The following is a 20,044-nucleotide window of genomic DNA, read 5'->3' on the forward strand; positions in this document are numbered from 1 at the left end:
TGATTAAATCCCCTTTCCTAAAAGCCTTTGATAAACTACATATTCAGCTGTTCCGGTTTGAACAATACGGTCTTGTACAGCCGTTATTTCTGCTATCGGTACAATCAACTCAGACACATCCGGCTTTTCAGCCAACAGTGGCTGCAAATAAGATGGAATACCGGATCGGAAAACGGTGGATTGTAGCAGTTGTCCACCTGGCAGGTTTGGTCCCAGATAGATTAAGACCTGTTTTTGTTTCTCTTCTTCAAGACCAACCATAGTTTTCAAGGTTTGATTTGGAATCACCTGTACCATATCAGCTTCCACCTGCTCATTCTGATGCTTGTCCTTATTTATATTTCGGCTCACAATTGTACCTCCTGTCTAATTTGGGGCAATGCCCAGGTAGTTGTTAGTTCTCCACCCCATTCGGATGAAGAATGCTCCTCGTTCATTTTCCATTTCCAGCTACCATCCATAGCAAATTTCTGCTCAAGGACTCGCTGACGTAAAAGTAATATGCGTACCCGATCCATCAAATTAAGCAGATCGATTAAACCTGTACTATCCTCGGACTGTGTTCCAAAAAACAGCTTGACTTGAATCTCATCTTTGCTGGTGGCTCCTTCGCCTTCCGCTGGCAGAATCATAATTACTGGGTACCCCGCGCTACTGGCAGTACTCTGATTCAAATAACCCAGAAGCACTGTTGGTATAGGCAGCATGTCATCAGCTAATTCCTTCTCCAGGAATTTTTTTATAGCCATGATCAATAAAGTAATTGTCACATTTCCCCTCCTAGCAGTTAGAATCTTTTTTCAAAACAGCAGAACACAATTTTCCATTTTATCATCTTTTCTACACCTCCTTTGCTGGCGTTATTGTCAGCTCAAAGCTTTTATTTGTCTTTGCATCTATTGAGGGCTTTCACTAGACAATTAATCCATTTTATATTAATAATTCCTTTTATGGCACATTAATTCTTCCCGTTCATTATCGAGCAGATTTTTCTTTGCGCCCGCTGGATATATTCACTTACACTGCCTGCCGAAATCGTGAGCATCTCAGCGATGGCAACATGCGAAAACCCCTCTCCGTTAGCCAGCATGTAGCACTCCCGTTCCCTTTTGCTTAACAGTGCCATTATATATTCCAGTCGTAACTGCTGATCCTCTGAGAGGCCTTCTGAGTTGACCGCATTAGTATGAGTATGTCTGGTGAAAATTTGCATACGCATTGGTTCTAAAAGAATTTCCCGCTCGTAACCGGCTCTCCGTTCTATACCCCTCTTGTTCCCCGGCTGCCGACCAGTGCTCAGCCACTCTACAACATATTCGCAGTCACTGATCATACCAGCGATTACCTTTTTATCATCCGCATCAGCATGCCTATATAATTGTTCTGCTCCCCTCAAGGAAATTTGATAATCTGGAAGCATGTCATCTACAAATTCCGAATATGAAAATAACGGCCGATCTACATACATATTGTTCATGCTCATTCCCCCAATAATTATGAAATACACTCAATAATACGCAATTTCGTATTTTGAATTCATGATATGCTCAATATCGTATATTGTCAACTCAAAATGCACTTAATAATACGATAATGCATATTTACTTTGAGAACCAAAAGCACTAAAATGATATTAACAATACGAAGTAGCGTGTTACTTTGATGTTTTTGAGGAGGAGTATTTGTGCAGAGGGCTGAAGTCTTAAAGAAGTTAATCGAGGAAACAGGCCTGAACACGAAAGCTTTTGCAGAAAAGGCGGGCCTTCCCTATACTACTCTTAGATCAATCTTAATGCGGGGAGTAGGGGGCGCATCTGTCGATAATGTAATTAAGGTTTGCCGTGCTTTGGGTATAACTGCCGAAGATATGGAGCGTTTGGCTTCCGGAACGAACCAAGAAGCTGTAACTCCAATGCTGTCTGAACTTTCTGAATTTGAGGCTTTCCTAAATAATCCGGAGCATGGGCTTTTTTTTAAAGATTATTTGGAGGCTCCTGAAGAACGCAAACGGGAAATGTTAACCTTTTGGCAATTCATCAAGGATTTAGAGAAGAAAAAATCGGAGTTTCCAGGTGAGAAATAAATTATTTTGCGTAAAATCGTGGTTTCAGCCAACGAGCTGATTCCTCATACCCAATATACGAACATACATTCCCATCATGGAGGTTTTTTATGTTTATACATTATAAAAAAACACATCTGGAGCATTTTGTGGAACAAATTTACATAGACCATCACATTCAAATTCCGGAAGATATCACGATTGAAAAACTCTCTACAGAGCTGAATATCTACGTAGAGTACGCACCTATCAGGAGTAGAGCCTATGAATCCAATTCGGGTATACGCTGCATACTTTTGGATAATCGAATAACACCAATGAAGCAACGCTTCGAATTTTTGCATGAGCTCTGTCACATACTGCGACACGCAGGCAATCAAATGGTCCTTCCTAGCCCCTTTATTAAAGCCCAGGAGGAAGATGCAGAGAAATTTCTTCTTTATGCAACTATGCCTTTTTTTATGATTCAACCAGGTGCATTATCTGATGAATATGACGTTGCTATCCATCAGCTTTCCAGTATCTTTGGTGTATCCAAAGATATGGCTAAAAAACGTTTCGATCAAATCCTGCGCCGCGAGTATGAAGGAGAACTTATACCTGATGCTGGTGGTCGACAATTATCAAGGAGAAAGAATGCTGAGCCTAATCAAGATAATTATGAGACTAAAATATTTGCTTATTACGATCCTCACAGCACTTTAGATGGACCGGACCAACTTATCGTTTGTCTTGATCAGAAGACTCTGTTAAGCCAACATGAATGGGTAGTCCCTGTCGAAGAACGGTTTCAAGAGATTGACCTCGAATCATTGAAGAATATTGAAATCGAGTCCGCAACAAGAGGCGATTTGATCTGCTTTGATGGACAATTAACCTTACAAATTCACCAGCTTGTCTACAAATATGGTTTATCAAAACGAAACTTTGTGCTGCAAATGAGGGATATTGAACAGATCCTTGAGGCAGACCAGAGCTCCGTTAGAAAGTTTCTATGATAAAAGATAGGACTACAAAATTAACAAAGCCTCTGGCCCTTTGGGCCAGAGGCTTGATATGCAAGAGATCTTAACGTTTCGAGAACTGAGGCGCACGACGTGCAGCCTTGAGGCCATATTTCTTACGTTCCTTCATGCGTGGGTCACGAGTCAGGAATCCGGCTTTCTTCAAAGATCCACGGTATTCAGGATCAACTTTCAGCAAAGCACGGGCGATCCCGTGACGGATTGCTCCGGCTTGACCCGAAATCCCGCCACCGTGAGCAAGAACGATTACATCGTAGTTGCCCAGTGTTTCAGTCAGGTTCAAAGGTTGTTTTACGATCATCTTCAATGTTTCCACACCGAAATATTCGTCCATCTCACGTTTGTTAATGACAATGCGTCCTTCACCCGGTACAAGGCGAACACGTGCTACCGAATGTTTACGACGACCTGTCCCATAGTATTGTACTTGTGCCATGAAACTGTCCTCCTCTATTCTTATCCGCGAAGTTCGTAAACTTCAGGTTTTTGTGCTGCATGTGGATGCTCGGCGCCTGCATATACTTTGAGTCTCAGCTTCATGTGATCCCCTTGGCGAGTCTTAGGAATCATGCCGTGTACGGCAGATTCAATGACACGTTCCGGTTTGGTCTTCAGCAGGTCCTCAGCAACAGTAACTTTCAAGCCGCCTGGGTGCATCGAGTGACGGTAGTATTTCTTATTTTGCAATTTCTTGCCGGTCAGGTGAATCTTCTCAGCGTTGATAACAATTACGAAATCTCCCGTATCAACATGTGGAGTGAATTGCGGTTTGTGTTTGCCACGGATCAAAGCAGCGGCTTCGCTGGCCAAACGACCAAGTGTTTTGCCTTCGGCATCAATAATGTGCCAATTGCGTTCAACTTCGTTCGGCTTCGCCATATAGGTGGTACGCATGAATGTTTCCTCCTTGTTCTCGTACGAAAATCATCTGTTTCGTATATCTAAGTTCTCATTAAATTACGATTATGTGAGTTAAAAAAAGCTTGGTTTTGGCATTTCCTTGATCGGGGCTGTGGGATAGCCATCAAGAAAACACAACTTTTATATTACAGCATAAACATAACAAGCGCAAGTGATTTCTAATTTTCAATGCATATTTTTTTATAAAAATAAATGCGTTGAACCCTATAGCCCTGCCTCGTCATATTCCACGCTCCACAGTGCCAATCCCTGAGCTACAGCCGTAGGCCCCGCTGCCGCACGGTCACAGGCTGCAAGAATATCCGCAACCGCCTCCGCACGGATTTTGCCTTCACCCACATGTATCAGCGTTCCCATTATAATGCGGACCATATGCTGCAGAAAGCCGCTGCCCGTAATATAAGTGTCAATCACTCCCTGATCAGCAGTCCCGTTCCGGCACATACTACGGTCAACCTCCATATGAGCCTCAAAAATCGTCCGGACATGAGAAGTCTTTGTAGACTTTCTGGACGCGAACGACGTGAAATCATGGGTACCAATGATATGGGCCAAACCTTGCTGCATTGCCGGAAGGTCCAGCTTCACCGGATGATGATACTGCAGGCGCCGTTGAAAAGGGTCCGGGAACCGGTTGCCGTTAATCGTGTAACGGTAAGTTTTGCGCTTAGCCCCTCTGCGGGAGTGGAACTCAAGCGGGACCTCCCGTGCCTCAGTGACTACGATATCCTGCGGCAGCCGGGCATTAAGCGCCAGACACCACCGCTCAAGCGGGATTTTAGAAGCAGTCAGGAAATTGAACGGCTGGCCATAGGCATGCACCCCTGCATCTGTCCGTCCTGAGCCCGTAATCTTAAGCGTCTCGCCGGTTAGATGGAGAATGGCATGTTCCAGATGGTCTTGAATCGTATTGCCCTGAGGCTGGGTCTGAAAGCCATCATAGCGGGTGCCGTCATAATTGACCTTCATCAACAGATTACGCATTCCGTTCTTCCTTTCACCATTTCCATACTGCAGCAGCTGTTCGACATTAAAAAAAGAGCCCCGGCGGGAGCTCCTTCTACTCTATACAAGGTGATTCCCGCGGATATTGCACAGCAGGGCTCAAATGCCCCTGCAGCACAATAACGTTAATACATCTCTGCCCATACTATTCACAAGTATGTGCGTTAAGGGGTACATCCGGAAATCATAACTTGTGATCCTACGCGCGGTCTACCAGTTCAAGATAAACCATAGGCGCAGCGTCGCCACGGCGAGGTCCCAGCTTCAGGATACGAGTGTATCCGCCTGGACGCTCTGTGTAACGAGGAGCAATATCAGCGAACAATTTCTGGATTGCATCCTGCTCACCATCTACAGTCTCGCGACGAACAAATGCAGCGACTTGACGGCGGGCATGAAGATCGCCTTTTTTCGCTTTGGTGATCAGCTTTTCAGCGATGGAACGGACTTCCTTCGCTTTAGCTTCTGTTGTCTGGATGCGCTCATAAAGAAACAGATCCGTTACCATGTCGCGGAACAACGCTTTGCGCGCACTGGAATCACGGCCCAATTTTTGGTATGCCATTTGTTTTCCCTCCTTTACTCAAGCAATCTGCCAGCTATTCTTCTGTACGGAGTCCCAGTCCCAGTTCCTCAAGCTTCTCTTGAACTTCTTCCAAAGATTTGCGGCCCAGGTTGCGGACCTTCATCATATCTTCTTCCGTTTTCGTAGTCAGCTCCTGTACGGTATTAATACCGGCACGTTTGAGGCAGTTGTAAGAACGAACAGAAAGATCCAGCTCTTCGATTGTCATCTCAAGCACTTTTTCTTTTTTGTCTTCTTCTTTTTCCACCATAATTTCGGCGTCTTTCGCTTCATCCGTAAGACCTACGAACAAAACGAGGTGCTCGTTCAAAATTTTGGCTCCCAGGCTTACAGCCTCTTCCGGTCTAATACTGCCATCCGTCCAAATTTCCATCGTCAGCTTGTCGTAGTTGGTCACTTGACCGACACGAGTGTTGTCGATGCCGTAATTCACACGGGAGATAGGCGTATAGATGGAATCCACCGGAATAACGCCGATGGGCTGATCTTCGCGTTTGTTACGGTCCGCTTGGACGTAACCGCGGCCACGGCCTGCAAAAATTCGCATGTGAAGTCTCGCGCCAGGTCCCAGCGTTGCAATATGAAGATCCGGGTTCAGGATCTCAACATCGCTGTCCGCACGGATATCACCTGCGGTAACGATGCCTTCACCTTCAGCATCAATCTCGAACACTTTCTCTTCATCTGAATGAATCTTCAGGGAAAGAGCTTTAAGGTTCAGAATGATCTCCGTCACATCTTCCATTACGCCAGGAACGGTCGAGAACTCATGCAGAACGCCGTCAATTTGGACCGAAGTCACTGCGGCTCCCGGCAGGGAGGAAAGCAGGATCCGGCGAAGCGAGTTCCCCAGAGTCGTGCCATATCCACGTTCCAGCGGTTCAACTACGAATTTCCCATAGGTTCCTTCATCATTGGCTTCTACGGTCTCAATCTTCGGCTTTTCGATTTCTATCACGAGTGTACCCCTCCTTCAAACGTCGCTCCTATATGAAACTGTCACCCCATCAGGTGCATCATGTAGTATGCCTAAACACCTATTATTAGCAGATGCGTCAGAATTATACCACAATCACAATTCTGATTTCATTATACGCGGCGACGTTTCGGCGGACGGCATCCATTGTGAGGAACCGGAGTTACGTCTTTAATGAGGTTTACTTCAAGGCCAGCGGCCTGAAGGGAACGGATGGCTGCTTCGCGGCCCGCGCCCGGTCCTTTAACCATAACTTCAACGGACTTCATGCCGTGTTCCATAGCTGCTTTAGCAGCAGTTTCGGCTGCCATTTGCGCTGCAAATGGAGTCGACTTACGGGAACCTTTAAATCCTTGACCGCCGGAGCTTGCCCAGGAAATTGCATTTCCGTGAGGATCCGTGATCGTAACGATAGTGTTGTTGAACGTGGAACGAATATGTGCCACGCCGCTCTCGATATTTTTACGGTCGCGACGTTTGGTACGTACGACTTTTTTCGGTTTAGCCATTGTCTCTTATCACCCCTTCTTATTTCTTTTTGTTTGCTACCGTACGACGCGGGCCTTTCCGGGTACGGGCATTTGTTTTGGTACGTTGACCGCGAACAGGCAATCCACGACGGTGGCGAACACCGCGGTAGCAGCCGATCTCAGTAAGACGTTTAATATTCAAGGAAATTTCACGACGCAGGTCACCTTCAACCTTCACTGACTTGTCGATCATTTCACGCAATTTGCTGACTTCATCTTCCGTCAAATCACGGACACGTGTGTTAACGTCAATGCCTGTTTCATTCAAAATTTTCTGGGAAGTCGTTTTACCGATTCCGAAAATATAAGTCAAGGCGATCTCAACGCGTTTATCACGTGGCAAATCCACTCCAGCTATACGAGCCATTTTACGCTACACCCCCTTCTTAACCTTGTTTTTGTTTGTGTTTCGGATTTTCGCAAATTACCATAACAGTCCCTTTGCGGCGGATGACTTTGCATTTTTCGCAAATGGGCTTTACAGAAGGTCTTACCTTCATGTTAATTACCTCCTCAAAGTTTTGCGAAGCAAAACTTTTGTTGTAGTTCCCATCTATTTACGGTAAGTTATACGGCCTTTAGACAAATCATAAGGCGATAACTGCACGACCACTTTGTCCCCGGTTAGGATACGGATAAAGTGCATCCGCAATTTCCCGGACACATGGGCAAGTATTTGATGACCGTTCTCAAGCTCTACCTTAAACGTTGCATTCGGCAACGGCTCAATGACCGTACCTTCCACTTCAATGACATCTTCCTTAGCCACAGTTAGTCTCCTTTCTCATTAGCACTTTTTCCAGCAGGCTTACCGTACTTCATGACTGCAAAACGCAGTTTTCCGTTCGTCACCCGGCCGGTTTCTTCCAAACTGTCTACAATCTCACTGCAGATGAAGGGTATGAGCTCCAAATGCTGAATATTCTTCTTCTTCGGCGCATCAAACTTGCGTTTGTCCCCATCTGCAATATATACAAATCTGCTATCCACAACTGCGATAACAACGGCAGCCTCTCCGGCATCCTTGCCTTTGAGAATTCTCACGATTTGACCAATCTGCGGGCTGCTCCCAATATTCATGAAGATCACCTACGCATTCAGTTTTGTGAAAATTTCCATGCCGTCCGGTGTAACAGCTACTGTATGTTCAAAGTGAGCACACAATGAACCGTCTACCGTAACGACCGTCCAGTTATCTTCCAGCGTTCTGACATATCTGTCCCCTGCGTTCACCATCGGCTCAATCGCGAGTACCATACCCGGCTTCAGACGTGGTCCGCGGTCCGCTATGCCATAATTCGGAATTTGCGGTTCTTCATGCAGTTCTGCCCCAATGCCATGGCCAACATACTCGCGCACGACGGAGAACCCGGCATCCTCGATGTATTGCTGAATGGCGTGGGAGATTGTAAACAAGCGCACATCCGGTTTGACTAACGCCAGTCCTGCGTACAAGGAGCCTTCCGTGACGTCCAGCAAACGCTGGGCTTCTTCGGAAATGCTGCCCACACCGTAGGTCCAGGCGGAATCACCGTGATAACCGCGGTACTCTGCACCAATATCCAGCGTAACAATATCGCCTTCGATCAGTTTACGCTTACCCGGAAATCCGTGCACCAATTGTTCGTTGACTGAAGCGCAAATGCTGGCAGGAAAACCGTTGTAACCTTTGAAAGACGGCACAGCACCTTGACTGCGAATGTATTGATCGGCGATTCTGTCGAGTTCTCCAGTCGTAATGCCTGGCTCAATAGCCTCAGCAATCAGCCGGTGACTCTCGGCAACAATTCGACCAGCTTCCCTCATAAAGGCAAGTTCCTGTTCGGATTTACAAATGATCATTACATTAACCCCGCAGCAAAGATACGATTTCGGAAGTAACGACATTGATTTCGTTTTCCCCGTTCACCTGACGCAAAAGACCTTTATTGTCATAAAACGTAAGCAAAGGCGCTGTCTTATTATCATACTCGTCCAGGCGCTTGCCTACGCTCTCTTCGTTGTCATCCGGACGTTGATACAATGCACCGCCATCAATGTCGCAAATGCCTTCCTGCTTCGGCGGGTTGAAAATTAAATGGTAGGATGTTCCGCAGACGGTACAGATCCGGCGCCCGGTAAGACGCGCCATCAGCAGTCCACGGTCCACATTCAAGTTGATTACATGATCCAGCGAACGATTCAAGCGGCTCAAGATATCTTCCAGCGCTTCCGCTTGCGAAAGGGTTCTTGGAAAGCCATCCAATAAAAAACCTTTTTCGCAATCGGACTGCTGCAGCCGTTCTTCAACAATTCCAATGGTCACATCATCAGGTACAAGCAAGCCTTGATCGATATAAGATTTGGCCTTCAATCCAACAGGTGTACCTTGCTTGATTGCCAAGCGGAAGGCATCTCCCGTCGAAATATGAGGAATACCAAGCTCTTTTACAACTACAGCTGCCTGTGTCCCCTTGCCTGCCCCAGGAGGGCCCATGAATAAAATGTTCACGATTTCTCTTCTCCCCCCAAAAGTTCGCCACCAAGCAAGAAACAGCACAATAGGTGCCGGAAAGTCAGTGAGTTCATGCTTCTCCGGAACCTATCGACTATTTATTGATGAAGCCTTTGTAATGGCGTTTGATCAGTTGGCTCTCGATCTGCTTCATCGTATCCAGTGCAACACCGACTACGATCAGCAGGGCTGTACCACCAATCTGTACCTGCCGAGGCAACCCGGACAAAGAACCGAACAATACAGGCAGGATAGAGATTACAGCCAGAAACAGTGCACCGGACATCGTCAGGCGTGACATCACTCTGGTTAAATACTTCTCAGTTGCCTTACCTGGACGGATTCCTGGGATGTAACCACCATTCTTTTTCATGTTGTCAGCCATTTGCTGGGGATTCATCTGAACAAACGTATAGAAGAACGTAAATCCGATGATCATGATCACATAAAGAACCATGCCTAGCGGCTTATCATGAGCAAGATTGTTGGTGACCCATTTAGCCCATTCATGAGTTGACCAAAAGCTCGAGATTACAATCGGAAATTGAAGTAGCGAAACGGCGAAGATAACCGGAATTACACCTGCCGCATTAATCTTAAGCGGGATATGTGTATTCTGTCCACCGTACATTTTGTTACCGACCACTCGTTTAGCGTATTGTACAGGGATTTTCCGGATACCTTGCTGTACAAAGATAACCCCTGTAATAATCGCTACAATCACGATCAGTATAATAACGACTTTAAGAATATTCAGGAACACCTGATCCGGCTGAATAAAGCTTGACTGTGCCGTAGTGGTAATATATCCCGGGATGGCGGCGACGATGCCCGCAAAAATCAGGATCGAAATCCCGTTTCCTATTCCCTTTTCTGTTATCTGCTCACCCAGCCACATCAAGAACGATGTTCCCGCCGTCAATATGATCGCGATAAGCAGGTAATCCGCAAAGGTTGCATTTGGAATCATCTCAGTTCCATATATCCGGTTAAACCCGATCGATGTAGCAAAAGCTTGAATCAGACCGAGTACTACGGTGCCGTAACGGGTAATTTGCGCCAGTTGCTTTTTCCCGTGCTCCCCTTGTTTAGCCCATTCGGCAAACTTAGGGACAACATCCATCGAGAGCAATTGCACGATGATGGATGCCGTAATGTACGGGTAAATACTGATCGCAAAGATTGAGAAGTTTTTGAGCGCTCCGCCCGAGAAGGTGTTCAAAAGACCCATCAAAGCTTCGCCGCCCTGATTTGTTGATTCCAGTACTTCTTTGTTCACACCAGGAACCGGTACAAAAGAACCGATGCGGTAAATGATCAGAACGAACAGGGTAAACAGGATCTTTTTGCGCAAATCTTCAATATGCCATATATTCTTAAGCGTCTTGAACATTAGATCACCTCGGTTTTACCGCCGGCAGCCTCGATTTTCTCTACCGCAGATTGAGAGAACTTATTTGCTTGTACAGTCAATTTAACGGCCAGTTCGCCATTACCGAGAATCTTAATGCCGCTTTTGGAATTCTTAACAACACCAGTTTCAATCAGCAACTGTGGAGTCACTTCTGTTCCTTCAGCAAAGCTGTTCAGATCTTCCAGGTTCACAATCGCATACTCTTTACGGGTAGGATTGATGAAACCACGTTTAGGCAGACGACGATAGAGTGGATTCTGTCCACCCTCGAAGCCCGGACGAACACCGCCGCCGGAACGGGAGTTTTGCCCTTTATGACCGCGGCCGGAAGTTTTACCGTTCCCGCTACTTGGACCACGGCCAACGCGGTTGCGTTCTTTGCGTGAGCCAGGAGCTGGAGCAAGTTCATGTAACTTCATCGTTTGCACCTCCTTATTTTTGTTAATTTATGAGAGGCGTTTAGCCTTCAATTTCAGTAACGGATAACAAGTGGCTCACTTTGTTGATCATCCCGCGAATTGCAGGAGTATCATTGTGAACTACGGACGAGTTGGTTTTACGCAGGCCGAGCGTCTTAACAGTAACACGTTGTGTTTCCGGACGTCCAATCACGCTGCGTACGAGGGTGATTTGCAATTTTGCCATTGACGTTCCCCTCCTTAACCGCGCAATTCTTCGACAGATTTGCCGCGAAGCTTCGCGACCTCTTCAATGCGTTTCAGGCGGGAAAGTCCCTCCAGAGTTGCATTGACCATGTTCATGGAATTCGAAGAACCCAAAGATTTTGTCAAAATGTCGCCAACGCCTGCCAATTCCAATACCGCACGAACAGGACCGCCGGCAATAACGCCAGTACCTTCCGATGCTGGTTTCAGCAGCACGCGTCCTGCGCCGAAATGTCCAGTAACCAGATGGGGAATCGAAGTTCCTACGATTGGAATGTGGATCAGGTTTTTCTTGGCGTCTTCAATGCCTTTACGGATGGCATCCGGAACTTCGCCGGCTTTACCGATACCTGCACCGACATAGCCGTTGCCGTCGCCCACAACAACAAGTGCGCTAAAGCTGAAACGGCGTCCGCCTTTTACAACTTTTGCTACACGGTTGATGTGTACAACTCTTTCTGTCAGCTCTAAACTGTTCGGATCTATACGCAAGTCGTTAACCTCCTTTTAGAAATATTCTAGAATTCAAGACCAGCTTCGCGAGCTGCGTCAGCCAAAGCCTGAATCCGTCCATGGTACAAATACCCTCCGCGGTCAAATACAACCACAGTATGTCCTTTTTCTTTGGCGCGCTCAGCGATCAATTGACCCACTTTGCCTGCAGCTTCAACGCTGCCGCCATTCCCGATAGTAGCGCTCAGATCTTTATCCAGTGTCGAGGCAGATACGATTGTAACACCTGTCACGTCATCGATCAGTTGAGCGTAGATGTGTTTCGAAGAACGGAACACGTTCAAACGCGGACGCTCAGCAGTTCCCTGAATTTTCTTGCGAACACGCAGGTGTCTTTTGAGACGAGCCTTGTTTTTATCCTCTTTTGTAATCATGACTTCCCTTTCACTCCCTTCAGTTTGCCGTAAACAGCTTCACTTTAAGATGCACGGGGTATCTTACAATTAAGGCTCAGCCGATTATTTCTTCTTACCGGCTTTACCTTCCTTGCGGATGATACGCTCGCCTTCATATTTGATACCTTTACCTTTATACGGCTCAGGTTCGCGTACGGAACGGATCTTGGCAGCATATGCGCCAACACGTTCTTTGTCGATCCCTTTAACGATGATCTTGGTGTTCGCAGGAACTTCGAACTCGATGCCTGCTTCCGGTGTAATTTCTACCGGATGGGAGTAGCCAACGTTCAGTACGATTTTATCTCCGGATTTGCTTGCACGATATCCGACCCCAACCAGCTCCAGAGATTTCGAGAAACCTTCAGTCACACCGCTAACCATGTTGTTGACAACGGAGCGGGTTGTGCCGTGAAGTGAACGATGCAATTTGTTGTCCGACGGGCGAACAACGGTGATTTCGTTATTTTCAACTGTAACCTTCATGTCTTTATGAAGCTCACGAGTCAAAGTGCCTTTAGGACCTTTTACTGTAATAACGGCGTTGTTCAAAGTGACATCTACACCGCTAGGTACTGCGATTGGTTTGCGACCAATACGAGACATGTGTTGCACCTCCTTATCTTGTGACGTTTATTACCAAATGTAGCAGACAACTTCTCCGCCCGATTTAGACTGACGAGCTTCCTTGTCGGTCATAACTCCCTTAGATGTGGAGATAATCGCGATTCCAAGACCGCCGAGTACACGAGGCACTTCATTGCTCTTCGTGTAAACGCGAAGGCCTGGTTTACTGATTCTTTTAAGACCGGAGATAACGCGCTCCTGGTTCGGGCCGTATTTCAAGAAGATACGGATAATCCCTTGTTTGCTGTCTTCAACGAATTCAGCATCACGGATGAAACCTTCACGCTTCAGAATGTCCGCGATTTGTTTCTTCATTGTCGAAGCAGGCATTTCTACTGTCTCGTGACGCACAGTGTTGGCGTTACGAATACGAGTAAGCATATCTGCGATAGGATCAGACATAGTCATTTGTGTAAACCTCCTTCCCGTTTATAAACTTCTTACCAACTTGCTTTTTTCACGCCAGGAATCTGGCCTTTATAAGCTAACTCACGGAAACAAATTCTGCAAATTTTGAACTTTTGCAGTACCGAATGTGGACGACCGCAACGCTCGCAACGTGTATATGCACGTACTTTGAACTTTGGTTCGCGTTGTTGTTTAACTTTCATTGAAGTTTTTGCCACTTAGCCTGACACCTCCTAAACATTTTCGGAGAAATGGATGAACCGTCCTTATTTTGTGAAAGGCATTCCCAGCTGAGTCAGAAGCTCGCGGGATTCCTCATCCGTCTTAGCAGTTGTTACGATAACGATGTCCATACCGCGTGCTTTGTCTACTTTATCATATTCGATTTCGGGAAAAATCAGTTGATCCTTAAGACCAAGTGTATAGTTACCGCGACCGTCAAATGATTTAGACGAAACCCCACGGAAGTCACGTACGCGTGGAAGAGTTACGTTAAGCAATTTGTCCAGGAAGTAATACATGCGGTCTCCGCGCAGTGTTACTTTAACCCCGATCGGCATATTTTCGCGCAGTTTGAAACCGGCGATGGATTTTTTTGCTTTGGTGATTACCGGCTTTTGACCAGCGATCAGTTGCATATCGTTTACTGCAGCATCAAGTACCTTGGAGTTTTGAACAGCATCACCCACACCCATGTTGATGACGATCTTCTCGATCTTAGGCACTTGCATAACAGTTGTATAGTTGAACTTCTGCATCAAAGCAGGTGTAATTTCATTCAGAAAACGTTCTTTCATTCTTGCCGCCATGAAGCTTTACCTCCTTTCTTTGGGACTGTATTAGTCGATAATCTCTCCGGATCTCTTAGCTACCCGAACCTTCTTACCGTTATCGAGCACTTTGTAACCAATACGTGTAACCTTACCGCTCTTCGGATCAATGTGCATTACGTTAGACACATGAATCGAAGCTTCCTGCTCGATGATTCCACCTTGTGGATTCAGCTGGTTCGGCTTCTGGTGTTTTTTCACCATGTTCACGCCTTCTACCAGGACGCGGTTTTCACGAGGATAAGCAGCGATGACACGGCCTTTTTTACCTTTGTCTTTCCCGCTGATCACAAGCACCACATCATCTTTTTTCACGTGCAGTTTATTGTTATGGGATTCCAGAACTTTTTTCACTCTAGGCATTTATTACACCTCCTATGACGCTTTTTGGGACATTCCCTTTAGATTACTTCCGGTGCCAAGGAAACGATCTTCATGTAGTCTTTATCGCGAAGTTCGCGAGCAACTGGTCCGAAGATACGTGTTCCGCGCGGGCTTCTGTCGTCTTTAACAACAACAGCTGCGTTTTCATCGAATGAAATGTAAGATCCATCTTTACGGCGAACCGAACGTTTGGTACGTACAACTACCGCTTTAACAACATCACCCTTTTTGACAACGCCGCCTGGTGTTGCTTGTTTAACGGAACAAACGATCAGATCACCGATTGCTGCTGTACGGCGTCCAGTACCACCCAGTACGCGGATACACATCAGTTCCTTCGCACCAGAGTTGTCAGCCACATGCAAACGTGTAAATGGTTGAATCATTATTAATTTCCTCCTTCCGATCAAGCTTCATAGGTCGTCTTAGATGATAACCGCTGCTTCTACCACTTCAACCAGTCTCCAGCGTTTGTCCTTGGACAATGGACGAGTTTCCATGACTTTCACGATATCACCGATTTTTGCAACATTTTCTTCATCATGTGCCTTGAATTTCTTCGTGGACTTGATGCGTTTGTGGTACAAATTGTGCTTTTTATAGGTTTCAACAGCAATTACGATGGTTTTATCCATTTTGTCGCTGACTACTTTACCGATCAGCACTTTACGTGCATTACGTTCTTCGCTCATAGTTAGCCTCCTTCCTGATTACGGATTAAGAATCCGCCGTCACTTAACTGATCCCAAGTACTCTTTGATGGATAACGGTTTTAGCACGAGCTATTTCCTTGCGCACATCACGAATCCGAGTCGGGTTATCCAGTTGGCCAGTTGCCAATTGAAAACGGAGATTGAAGAGCTCTTCTTTGAAACCAGCGATCTTCTGTTCAATCTCGGCAGTGGTTAAGTTGCGAAGTTCATTAGCTTTCATTTGCTTCACCACCCAATTCTTCACGTTTCACAAACTTAGTCTTTACAGGCAGCTTGTGAGCGGCAAGACGCATCGCTTCACGAGCGATTTCTTCCGACACGCCTCCGAGTTCGAACATAATCTTGCCCGGTTTTACTACAGCTACCCATTTCTCAACGTTACCTTTACCACTACCCATACGAACCTCAAGAGGCTTCTGAGTAATAGGCTTATCTGGGAAAATCTTGATCCAAACCTGACCGCCACGTTTGATGTAACGTGTCATTGCAATACGTGCAGCTTCGATCTGACGGTTAGTAATCCAAGAAGGCTCCAGAGCCTGCAGACCGAATTCACCGAAGTTGAGTTCAGTACCGCCTTTTGCCATACCCTTCATGTGACCGCGTTGTTGCTTGCGGTGTTTAACGCGTTTTGGTACCAACATGATTAGTTGCCTCCTTCCTGAGCAGCTTGTTTCTTAGCTGGGGGAAGAACTTCTCCACGGTAGATCCATACTTTTACACCGATACGGCCGTAAGTTGTATGTGCTTCAGCCGTTCCGTAGTCGATATCGGCACGAAGCGTATGAAGTGGAACTGTTCCTTCGCTATAACCTTCTGAACGGGCAATCTCAGCGCCGCCAAGACGTCCGCCGACTTGAGTTTTAATTCCCTTTGCGCCGGAACGCATAGTTCTTTGAATTGCTTGTTTCAGTGCACGACGGAACGATACGCGACGTTCCAATTGTTGTGCAATACTTTCAGCAACCAGAATTGCATCCAGTTCAGGGTGTTTGATTTCATTGATGTTGATGTGCACTTTTTTGCCGCCAGCGATAGTTGTAACTGCGCTGCGAAGTACTTCTACTTCTGCTCCGCCTTTACCAATTACCATACCTGGTTTAGCAGTGTGAATTGTAACATTCACCCGGCTTGCCGCTCTTTCAATCTCGATGCGGGAAACAGAGGAATCCTTCAACTTGCCTTTAAGGTATTCCCGGATTTTGACGTCTTCCATTAAAAGAGTACCGAAATCTTTGCCTGCATACCATTTAGATTCCCAATCGCGAATAATACCGATTCGGAGTCCGACTGGATTTACCTTTTGACCCACGTGTTATCCCTCCTTATTTCTCAGATACCACCAAAGTAATGTGGCTGGTACGTTTATTGATCCGGCTTGCACGGCCCATGGCGCGCGGACGGAAACGTTTCATAGTAGGACCCTGGTTAACGAAAACTTCGCTAACGAACAAACTGTTCACGTCCATAGAATAGTTATGCTCAGCATTGGCAATTGCCGAGTTAAGCAGTTTCTCCACTACTGGAGAAGCGGATTTTGGAGTGTGGCGAAGAATTGCAATTGCTTCCCCCACTTGCTTGCCGCGAATCAAGTCAACAACCAGTTTCGCTTTGCGAGCGGAAATCCGCACCGATCTTGCATGTGCTTTTGCTTCCATTGTTGTCCCTCCTCTCAAACGAAGACCTTAATTATCTTCTGGTTTTCTTATCGTCACCCGCATGGCCTTTGTAAGTACGTGTTGGCGCGAACTCGCCCAACTTGTGCCCTACCATATCTTCCGTTACGTATACAGGCACGTGTTTGCGGCCGTCATATACACCAAACGTATGTCCGATAAACTGAGGGAAAATAGTTGAGCGACGGGACCAGGTTTTAACAACGACCTTCTTATCTGCCGCGTTCAATTCCTCAACTTTTTTCAGCAGGTAGCCATCGATAAACGGCCCCTTCTTTAAACTGCGACCCATGTATGAATCCTCCCTTCATCCGGTTCTTCAAAACCGCGAATCGACGCTTCGCGCTAAGCTAACTTACCAGAAGCGTCTTATTTTGTGCGGCGGCGAACGATATATTTATCAGATGCCTTGTTTTTCTTACGCGTTTTGTAGCCGAGGGTTGGTTTGCCCCAAGGAGACATAGGCGATTTCCGTCCGATTGGAGCGCGGCCTTCACCACCACCGTGTGGGTGATCGTTCGGGTTCATGACAACACCGCGCACTTCTGGACGTTGGCCAAGCCAGCGACTGCGTCCGGCTTTACCGATTTTGATCAATTCATGATCTTCGTTACCTACGGAACCGATCGTTGCGCGGCATACGCTGAGGATTCTGCGTACTTCACCGGAGTTCAGGCGAACGGAAACGTATTTTTCTTCTTTACCGAGCAGTTGAGCTTCTGTACCAGCAGCGCGAACCAGCTGTCCGCCTTTGCCTGGCTTCAGCTCGATATTGTGGATAACTGTACCTACCGGAATGTTTTCCAGAGGAAGGCTGTTACCAATTTTGATATCGGCTGCAGGGCCCGACTCTACTTTATCCCCAACTTTAAGGCCTTTAGGAGCAATGATATAACGTTTCTCTCCATCAGCATAGTGGATCAAAGCAATGTTCGATGTACGGTTCGGGTCATACTCGATTGTAGCAACGCTACCTGGTATGCCGTCTTTAGTCCGTTTGAAATCGATAATACGGTATTTACGCTTATGTCCGCCGCCATGGTGACGAACCGTAATTTTACCTTGGTTGTTGCGTCCTGCCTTTTTGCTCAGAGGCGCAAGCAACGATTTCTCTGGCTGGTTTGTTGTGATTTCTTCAAACGTAGACACGGACATTGCGCGTCTTGCCGGAGAGGTCGGTTTGTACTTTTTGATTGGCACTATATTTCCCTCCTTACTTCACAGAATTTATTCTACCGCTTCAAAAAACTCAAGCGGCTTGCTGTCCTGGCTAAGCTTAACGATGGCTTTTTTCCACTCCGGAGTGTAACCGGAATATTTGCCGTAACGTTTCAGCTTGCCGGGTACGCGCATTGTGTTCACACTAACTACTTTTACTTTAAAAATAGCCTCAACAGCTTTTTTGATTTCGGTCTTGTTAGCACGGATATCCACTTCAAAAGCGTACTTCAATTCGCTCATATATTCGGATGTGCGTTCCGTAATCACCGGACGTTTGATAATATCACGAGGATCTTTCATTACGCGAACACCTCCTCTACCTTCTGAACTGCTTCTTTAGTGATAATCAGTTTGTCGTACGTCAGTACGTCAAGAACATTGATGCCGTCAGCCGCCAGGAATTTCACCCCAGGGATGTTACGAGCGGAAAGAGCTACATTATCGTCATAGCTAGGAGCTACGATCAGAGCTTTGCTGCCCACTTTCAGGTTGTTCAGGATTGCTGCAAATTCTTTCGTCTTCGGAGCATTCATGGTCAGGCTATCCAATACGATAATGTCATTCCCGATAACTTTCGAGGACAAAGCGGATTTGATGGCCAAACGGCGAACCTTCTTAGGCAATTTCCAGGAATAGCTGCGTGGTGTTGGTCCGAAGACAACGCCGCCGCCTTTCCATTGTGGAGAACGGATGGAGCCTTGACGAGCGCGACCTGTACCTTTTTGTTTCCAAGGCTTACGTCCGCCGCCACGCACTTCAGAACGTCCTTTTACTTTGTGTGTACCACGGCGCAGGGAAGCTCTCTGCATAAGCACAGCTTCGTGCAGGACATGCACATTCGGTTCAATACCGAATACTGTTTCGCTCAGTTCAACTTCACCAACTTCGCTACCGCTGATATTAAAAAGTGTTACTTTTGGCATTTCATGTTCCTCCTTTCTTCAGTAATTATTTCTTTACGGTTTCTTTAACTTTCACGAAGCTGTTTTTAGGGCCCGGAATTGCGCCTTTAACCAGCAGCACGTTACGTTCAACGTCTACCTTGATGATTTCAAGTCTTTGAACCGTTACAGTCGTATGACCCATATGTCCTGGCAGGCGTTTGCCCTTAGGAACACGGTTAGCTTGAATGGAACCCATGGAACCCGGTCTTCTGTGATAACGCGATCCGTGAGCCATTGGTCCGCGGCTTTGGCCCCAACGTTTGATAACGCCTTGGAAACCTTTACCTTTAGTAGTGCCAGTTACGTCAACAAATTCGCCTTCAGTGAAGATATCAGCCTTCAGTTCTTGTCCAACCTCGAGAGCCCCGAGGTCAACACCGCGAATTTCACGAACGTAGCGCTTAGGTGTTGCATTTGCCTTTTTGGCGTGACCCTGTTCAGGCTTGTTGGAGCGACTTTCCTTTTTGTCGGAAAAGCCCAACTGCACTGCTTCATATCCGTCGATATTCAGGTCTTTCTTTTGCAGTACCACACAAGGTCCAGCTTCGATAACCGAAACGGCAATTACATTACCTTCTGGAGTAAACACTTGAGTCATACCGAGTTTTTTTCCTAAGATACCTTTCAATGTTGACACCTCTTTTCTTTCCTAGTT

General features: G+C 46.5%; 38 protein-coding genes. 2 read left to right on the forward strand and 36 right to left on the reverse strand.

Translation table 11 applies throughout. The annotated features are described in order from the left end of the window. Positions 1-3: 3 nt before the first annotated feature. The 3 genes from PRIO_RS30015 to PRIO_RS30025 all read right to left on the reverse strand — a co-directional run bounded on the left by PRIO_RS30015 (position 4) and on the right by PRIO_RS30025 (position 1,477). Positions 4-351, reverse strand: coding sequence for a hypothetical protein (locus PRIO_RS30015; RefSeq protein ID WP_020427043.1), 348 nt, complete (start codon positions 349-351; stop codon positions 4-6). Continuing rightward, positions 348-770, reverse strand: a complete 423-nt coding sequence (locus tag PRIO_RS30020; RefSeq protein ID WP_020427044.1) for a hypothetical protein — start codon at positions 768-770, stop codon at positions 348-350. The genes PRIO_RS30015 and PRIO_RS30020 overlap by 4 nt, the downstream gene beginning before the upstream one ends. Before the next feature lie 188 nt (positions 771-958). Beyond that, entirely contained in the window at positions 959-1,477 is a 519-nt protein-coding gene (locus PRIO_RS30025) for a sigma factor-like helix-turn-helix DNA-binding protein (RefSeq protein ID WP_020427045.1), read from the reverse strand. Between the two features lie 207 nt (positions 1,478-1,684). On the opposite strand from PRIO_RS30025, the gene PRIO_RS30030 reads away from it, so the two are divergent. Further along, on the forward strand, positions 1,685-2,083 hold the full coding sequence (locus PRIO_RS30030) for a helix-turn-helix domain-containing protein (RefSeq protein WP_020427046.1): 399 nt from the start codon (positions 1,685-1,687) through the stop codon (positions 2,081-2,083). A gap of 89 nt (positions 2,084-2,172) precedes the next feature. After that, entirely contained in the window at positions 2,173-3,060 is an 888-nt protein-coding gene (locus tag PRIO_RS34205) for an ImmA/IrrE family metallo-endopeptidase (protein WP_020427047.1), read from the forward strand. Between the two features lie 70 nt (positions 3,061-3,130). On the opposite strand, the gene rpsI is transcribed toward PRIO_RS34205, so the two are convergent. From rpsI to rplC, 33 genes are all read right to left on the reverse strand, one after another. Then, complete coding sequence (gene rpsI / locus PRIO_RS30040) at positions 3,131-3,523, reverse strand: 30S ribosomal protein S9 (protein ID WP_020427048.1); 393 nt, start codon at positions 3,521-3,523, stop codon at positions 3,131-3,133. 20 nt (positions 3,524-3,543) lie between these two features. Continuing rightward, entirely contained in the window at positions 3,544-3,981 is a 438-nt protein-coding gene (gene rplM / locus PRIO_RS30045) for a 50S ribosomal protein L13 (RefSeq protein ID WP_020427049.1), read from the reverse strand. Between the two features lie 231 nt (positions 3,982-4,212). Continuing rightward, on the reverse strand, positions 4,213-4,992 hold the full coding sequence (gene truA / locus PRIO_RS30050) for a tRNA pseudouridine(38-40) synthase TruA (protein ID WP_020427050.1): 780 nt from the start codon (positions 4,990-4,992) through the stop codon (positions 4,213-4,215). 220 nt (positions 4,993-5,212) lie between these two features. Next, positions 5,213-5,578 (reverse strand): 50S ribosomal protein L17, encoded by a 366-nt coding sequence (gene rplQ, locus PRIO_RS30055; RefSeq protein WP_020427051.1) that lies wholly within the window; start codon positions 5,576-5,578, stop codon positions 5,213-5,215. Between the two features lie 34 nt (positions 5,579-5,612). After that, positions 5,613-6,557 (reverse strand): DNA-directed RNA polymerase subunit alpha, encoded by a 945-nt coding sequence (locus PRIO_RS30060; RefSeq protein ID WP_019908253.1) that lies wholly within the window; start codon positions 6,555-6,557, stop codon positions 5,613-5,615. A gap of 131 nt (positions 6,558-6,688) precedes the next feature. Further along, positions 6,689-7,084: a 30S ribosomal protein S11 gene (gene rpsK / locus PRIO_RS30065; RefSeq protein WP_020427052.1), complete on the reverse strand. Its 396-nt coding sequence runs from the start codon at positions 7,082-7,084 to the stop codon at positions 6,689-6,691. A gap of 19 nt (positions 7,085-7,103) precedes the next feature. After that, entirely contained in the window at positions 7,104-7,472 is a 369-nt protein-coding gene (gene rpsM / locus PRIO_RS30070) for a 30S ribosomal protein S13 (protein ID WP_020427053.1), read from the reverse strand. Between the two features lie 19 nt (positions 7,473-7,491). Continuing rightward, the gene (rpmJ, locus tag PRIO_RS30075; RefSeq protein WP_003322638.1) at positions 7,492-7,605 is read right to left on the reverse strand and encodes a 50S ribosomal protein L36; all 114 of its coding nucleotides are present in this window, start codon (positions 7,603-7,605) and stop codon (positions 7,492-7,494) included. 53 nt (positions 7,606-7,658) lie between these two features. Next, positions 7,659-7,874 (reverse strand): translation initiation factor IF-1, encoded by a 216-nt coding sequence (infA, locus tag PRIO_RS30080; protein ID WP_018753971.1) that lies wholly within the window; start codon positions 7,872-7,874, stop codon positions 7,659-7,661. 2 nt (positions 7,875-7,876) lie between these two features. Next, positions 7,877-8,185 (reverse strand): KOW domain-containing RNA-binding protein, encoded by a 309-nt coding sequence (locus PRIO_RS30085; RefSeq protein WP_020427054.1) that lies wholly within the window; start codon positions 8,183-8,185, stop codon positions 7,877-7,879. A 9-nt stretch (positions 8,186-8,194) separates the two neighbouring features. Further along, complete coding sequence (map, locus tag PRIO_RS30090) at positions 8,195-8,947, reverse strand: type I methionyl aminopeptidase (RefSeq protein ID WP_020427055.1); 753 nt, start codon at positions 8,945-8,947, stop codon at positions 8,195-8,197. Between the two features lie 4 nt (positions 8,948-8,951). Beyond that, complete coding sequence (locus PRIO_RS30095; RefSeq protein WP_020427056.1) at positions 8,952-9,596, reverse strand: adenylate kinase; 645 nt, start codon at positions 9,594-9,596, stop codon at positions 8,952-8,954. Between the two features lie 97 nt (positions 9,597-9,693). After that, positions 9,694-10,992 (reverse strand): preprotein translocase subunit SecY, encoded by a 1,299-nt coding sequence (gene secY / locus PRIO_RS30100; RefSeq protein WP_020427057.1) that lies wholly within the window; start codon positions 10,990-10,992, stop codon positions 9,694-9,696. Next, on the reverse strand, positions 10,992-11,432 hold the full coding sequence (gene rplO / locus PRIO_RS30105; RefSeq protein ID WP_020427058.1) for a 50S ribosomal protein L15: 441 nt from the start codon (positions 11,430-11,432) through the stop codon (positions 10,992-10,994). Before rplO ends, secY begins: the two co-directional genes overlap by 1 nt. Positions 11,433-11,472: 40 nt before the next feature. Then, entirely contained in the window at positions 11,473-11,658 is a 186-nt protein-coding gene (rpmD, locus tag PRIO_RS30110) for a 50S ribosomal protein L30 (RefSeq protein WP_019908243.1), read from the reverse strand. A 14-nt stretch (positions 11,659-11,672) separates the two neighbouring features. Then, positions 11,673-12,170, reverse strand: coding sequence for a 30S ribosomal protein S5 (gene rpsE / locus PRIO_RS30115; RefSeq protein ID WP_019908242.1), 498 nt, complete (start codon positions 12,168-12,170; stop codon positions 11,673-11,675). 26 nt (positions 12,171-12,196) lie between these two features. Continuing rightward, positions 12,197-12,565, reverse strand: coding sequence for a 50S ribosomal protein L18 (rplR, locus tag PRIO_RS30120; RefSeq protein WP_020427059.1), 369 nt, complete (start codon positions 12,563-12,565; stop codon positions 12,197-12,199). An 84-nt stretch (positions 12,566-12,649) separates the two neighbouring features. Then, complete coding sequence (gene rplF / locus PRIO_RS30125) at positions 12,650-13,192, reverse strand: 50S ribosomal protein L6 (protein ID WP_020427060.1); 543 nt, start codon at positions 13,190-13,192, stop codon at positions 12,650-12,652. A gap of 30 nt (positions 13,193-13,222) precedes the next feature. Continuing rightward, on the reverse strand, positions 13,223-13,621 hold the full coding sequence (gene rpsH / locus PRIO_RS30130; RefSeq protein ID WP_019908239.1) for a 30S ribosomal protein S8: 399 nt from the start codon (positions 13,619-13,621) through the stop codon (positions 13,223-13,225). A gap of 32 nt (positions 13,622-13,653) precedes the next feature. After that, positions 13,654-13,839 carry a type Z 30S ribosomal protein S14 gene (locus PRIO_RS35215; protein ID WP_036589425.1) on the reverse strand — a complete coding sequence of 62 codons (186 nt, stop codon included), beginning with the start codon at positions 13,837-13,839 and terminating at the stop codon, positions 13,654-13,656. A 48-nt stretch (positions 13,840-13,887) separates the two neighbouring features. Then, a complete protein-coding gene (gene rplE / locus PRIO_RS30135; protein ID WP_020427061.1) occupies positions 13,888-14,430 on the reverse strand; it encodes a 50S ribosomal protein L5 in 543 nt (180 codons plus the stop codon). Positions 14,431-14,460: 30 nt separating this feature from the next. Next, a complete protein-coding gene (rplX, locus tag PRIO_RS30140) occupies positions 14,461-14,814 on the reverse strand; it encodes a 50S ribosomal protein L24 (RefSeq protein ID WP_019908235.1) in 354 nt (117 codons plus the stop codon). A gap of 38 nt (positions 14,815-14,852) precedes the next feature. Then, entirely contained in the window at positions 14,853-15,221 is a 369-nt protein-coding gene (gene rplN / locus PRIO_RS30145; protein ID WP_020427062.1) for a 50S ribosomal protein L14, read from the reverse strand. Between the two features lie 39 nt (positions 15,222-15,260). Continuing rightward, positions 15,261-15,527, reverse strand: coding sequence for a 30S ribosomal protein S17 (gene rpsQ, locus PRIO_RS30150; RefSeq protein WP_020427063.1), 267 nt, complete (start codon positions 15,525-15,527; stop codon positions 15,261-15,263). Between the two features lie 43 nt (positions 15,528-15,570). Beyond that, positions 15,571-15,768: a 50S ribosomal protein L29 gene (gene rpmC, locus PRIO_RS30155; RefSeq protein ID WP_019908232.1), complete on the reverse strand. Its 198-nt coding sequence runs from the start codon at positions 15,766-15,768 to the stop codon at positions 15,571-15,573. Then, positions 15,758-16,192 carry a 50S ribosomal protein L16 gene (gene rplP / locus PRIO_RS30160; RefSeq protein ID WP_020427064.1) on the reverse strand — a complete coding sequence of 145 codons (435 nt, stop codon included), beginning with the start codon at positions 16,190-16,192 and terminating at the stop codon, positions 15,758-15,760. The genes rpmC and rplP overlap by 11 nt, the downstream gene beginning before the upstream one ends. A gap of 2 nt (positions 16,193-16,194) precedes the next feature. Beyond that, entirely contained in the window at positions 16,195-16,860 is a 666-nt protein-coding gene (rpsC, locus tag PRIO_RS30165) for a 30S ribosomal protein S3 (protein ID WP_019908229.1), read from the reverse strand. A gap of 13 nt (positions 16,861-16,873) precedes the next feature. Next, complete coding sequence (rplV, locus tag PRIO_RS30170; protein WP_019908228.1) at positions 16,874-17,206, reverse strand: 50S ribosomal protein L22; 333 nt, start codon at positions 17,204-17,206, stop codon at positions 16,874-16,876. Positions 17,207-17,237: 31 nt separating this feature from the next. Next, entirely contained in the window at positions 17,238-17,516 is a 279-nt protein-coding gene (rpsS, locus tag PRIO_RS30175) for a 30S ribosomal protein S19 (RefSeq protein ID WP_019908227.1), read from the reverse strand. A gap of 77 nt (positions 17,517-17,593) precedes the next feature. Continuing rightward, positions 17,594-18,424 (reverse strand): 50S ribosomal protein L2, encoded by an 831-nt coding sequence (gene rplB / locus PRIO_RS30180; RefSeq protein WP_020427065.1) that lies wholly within the window; start codon positions 18,422-18,424, stop codon positions 17,594-17,596. Between the two features lie 27 nt (positions 18,425-18,451). Then, positions 18,452-18,745 carry a 50S ribosomal protein L23 gene (gene rplW, locus PRIO_RS30185; protein ID WP_020427066.1) on the reverse strand — a complete coding sequence of 98 codons (294 nt, stop codon included), beginning with the start codon at positions 18,743-18,745 and terminating at the stop codon, positions 18,452-18,454. Beyond that, on the reverse strand, positions 18,745-19,368 hold the full coding sequence (rplD, locus tag PRIO_RS30190) for a 50S ribosomal protein L4 (protein WP_020427067.1): 624 nt from the start codon (positions 19,366-19,368) through the stop codon (positions 18,745-18,747). The genes rplW and rplD overlap by 1 nt, the downstream gene beginning before the upstream one ends. A 25-nt stretch (positions 19,369-19,393) precedes the next feature. Then, positions 19,394-20,017: a 50S ribosomal protein L3 gene (gene rplC / locus PRIO_RS30195; RefSeq protein ID WP_020427068.1), complete on the reverse strand. Its 624-nt coding sequence runs from the start codon at positions 20,015-20,017 to the stop codon at positions 19,394-19,396. Positions 20,018-20,044 lie beyond the last annotated feature (27 nt).

The sequence above is a fragment of the Paenibacillus riograndensis SBR5 genome (assembly GCF_000981585.1).
In the GTDB taxonomy this organism is placed as follows: Bacteria; Bacillota; Bacilli; order Paenibacillales; family Paenibacillaceae; genus Paenibacillus_AQ; species Paenibacillus_AQ riograndensis.

Excerpts from the sequence above, each read along its gene's own strand:
- PRIO_RS30025 (WP_020427045.1), bottom strand. The coding sequence starts at position 1,477 with ATGAACAATATGTATGTAGATCGGCCGTTATTTTCATATTCGGAATTT.
- PRIO_RS34205 (WP_020427047.1), top strand. The coding sequence starts at position 2,173 with ATGTTTATACATTATAAAAAAACACATCTGGAGCATTTTGTGGAACAA.
- rpsI (WP_020427048.1), bottom strand. The coding sequence starts at position 3,523 with ATGGCACAAGTACAATACTATGGGACAGGTCGTCGTAAACATTCGGTA.
- rplM (WP_020427049.1), bottom strand. The coding sequence starts at position 3,981 with ATGCGTACCACCTATATGGCGAAGCCGAACGAAGTTGAACGCAATTGG.
- truA (WP_020427050.1), bottom strand. The coding sequence starts at position 4,992 with ATGCGTAATCTGTTGATGAAGGTCAATTATGACGGCACCCGCTATGAT.
- rplQ (WP_020427051.1), bottom strand. The coding sequence starts at position 5,578 with ATGGCATACCAAAAATTGGGCCGTGATTCCAGTGCGCGCAAAGCGTTG.
- rpsK (WP_020427052.1), bottom strand. The coding sequence starts at position 7,084 with ATGGCTAAACCGAAAAAAGTCGTACGTACCAAACGTCGCGACCGTAAA.
- rpsM (WP_020427053.1), bottom strand. The coding sequence starts at position 7,472 with ATGGCTCGTATAGCTGGAGTGGATTTGCCACGTGATAAACGCGTTGAG.
- rpmJ (WP_003322638.1), bottom strand. The coding sequence starts at position 7,605 with ATGAAGGTAAGACCTTCTGTAAAGCCCATTTGCGAAAAATGCAAAGTC.
- PRIO_RS30085 (WP_020427054.1), bottom strand. The coding sequence starts at position 8,185 with ATGAATATTGGGAGCAGCCCGCAGATTGGTCAAATCGTGAGAATTCTC.
- map (WP_020427055.1), bottom strand. The coding sequence starts at position 8,947 with ATGATCATTTGTAAATCCGAACAGGAACTTGCCTTTATGAGGGAAGCT.
- secY (WP_020427057.1), bottom strand. The coding sequence starts at position 10,992 with ATGTTCAAGACGCTTAAGAATATATGGCATATTGAAGATTTGCGCAAA.
- rplO (WP_020427058.1), bottom strand. The coding sequence starts at position 11,432 with ATGAAGTTACATGAACTTGCTCCAGCTCCTGGCTCACGCAAAGAACGC.
- rpmD (WP_019908243.1), bottom strand. The coding sequence starts at position 11,658 with ATGGCAAAATTGCAAATCACCCTCGTACGCAGCGTGATTGGACGTCCG.
- rplR (WP_020427059.1), bottom strand. The coding sequence starts at position 12,565 with ATGATTACAAAAGAGGATAAAAACAAGGCTCGTCTCAAAAGACACCTG.
- rplF (WP_020427060.1), bottom strand. The coding sequence starts at position 13,192 with ATGTCTCGTATTGGTCGCAAACCAATCGCAGTACCTAGCGGTGTAGAT.
- rpsH (WP_019908239.1), bottom strand. The coding sequence starts at position 13,621 with ATGACTATGTCTGATCCTATCGCAGATATGCTTACTCGTATTCGTAAC.
- rplE (WP_020427061.1), bottom strand. The coding sequence starts at position 14,430 with ATGGCGGCAAGAATGAAAGAACGTTTTCTGAATGAAATTACACCTGCT.
- rplX (WP_019908235.1), bottom strand. The coding sequence starts at position 14,814 with ATGCCTAGAGTGAAAAAAGTTCTGGAATCCCATAACAATAAACTGCAC.
- rplN (WP_020427062.1), bottom strand. The coding sequence starts at position 15,221 with ATGATTCAACCATTTACACGTTTGCATGTGGCTGACAACTCTGGTGCG.
- rpsQ (WP_020427063.1), bottom strand. The coding sequence starts at position 15,527 with ATGAGCGAAGAACGTAATGCACGTAAAGTGCTGATCGGTAAAGTAGTC.
- rpmC (WP_019908232.1), bottom strand. The coding sequence starts at position 15,768 with ATGAAAGCTAATGAACTTCGCAACTTAACCACTGCCGAGATTGAACAG.
- rplP (WP_020427064.1), bottom strand. The coding sequence starts at position 16,192 with ATGTTGGTACCAAAACGCGTTAAACACCGCAAGCAACAACGCGGTCAC.
- rplV (WP_019908228.1), bottom strand. The coding sequence starts at position 17,206 with ATGGAAGCAAAAGCACATGCAAGATCGGTGCGGATTTCCGCTCGCAAA.
- rpsS (WP_019908227.1), bottom strand. The coding sequence starts at position 17,516 with ATGGGTCGCAGTTTAAAGAAGGGGCCGTTTATCGATGGCTACCTGCTG.
- rplW (WP_020427066.1), bottom strand. The coding sequence starts at position 18,745 with ATGAAAGATCCTCGTGATATTATCAAACGTCCGGTGATTACGGAACGC.
- rplD (WP_020427067.1), bottom strand. The coding sequence starts at position 19,368 with ATGCCAAAAGTAACACTTTTTAATATCAGCGGTAGCGAAGTTGGTGAA.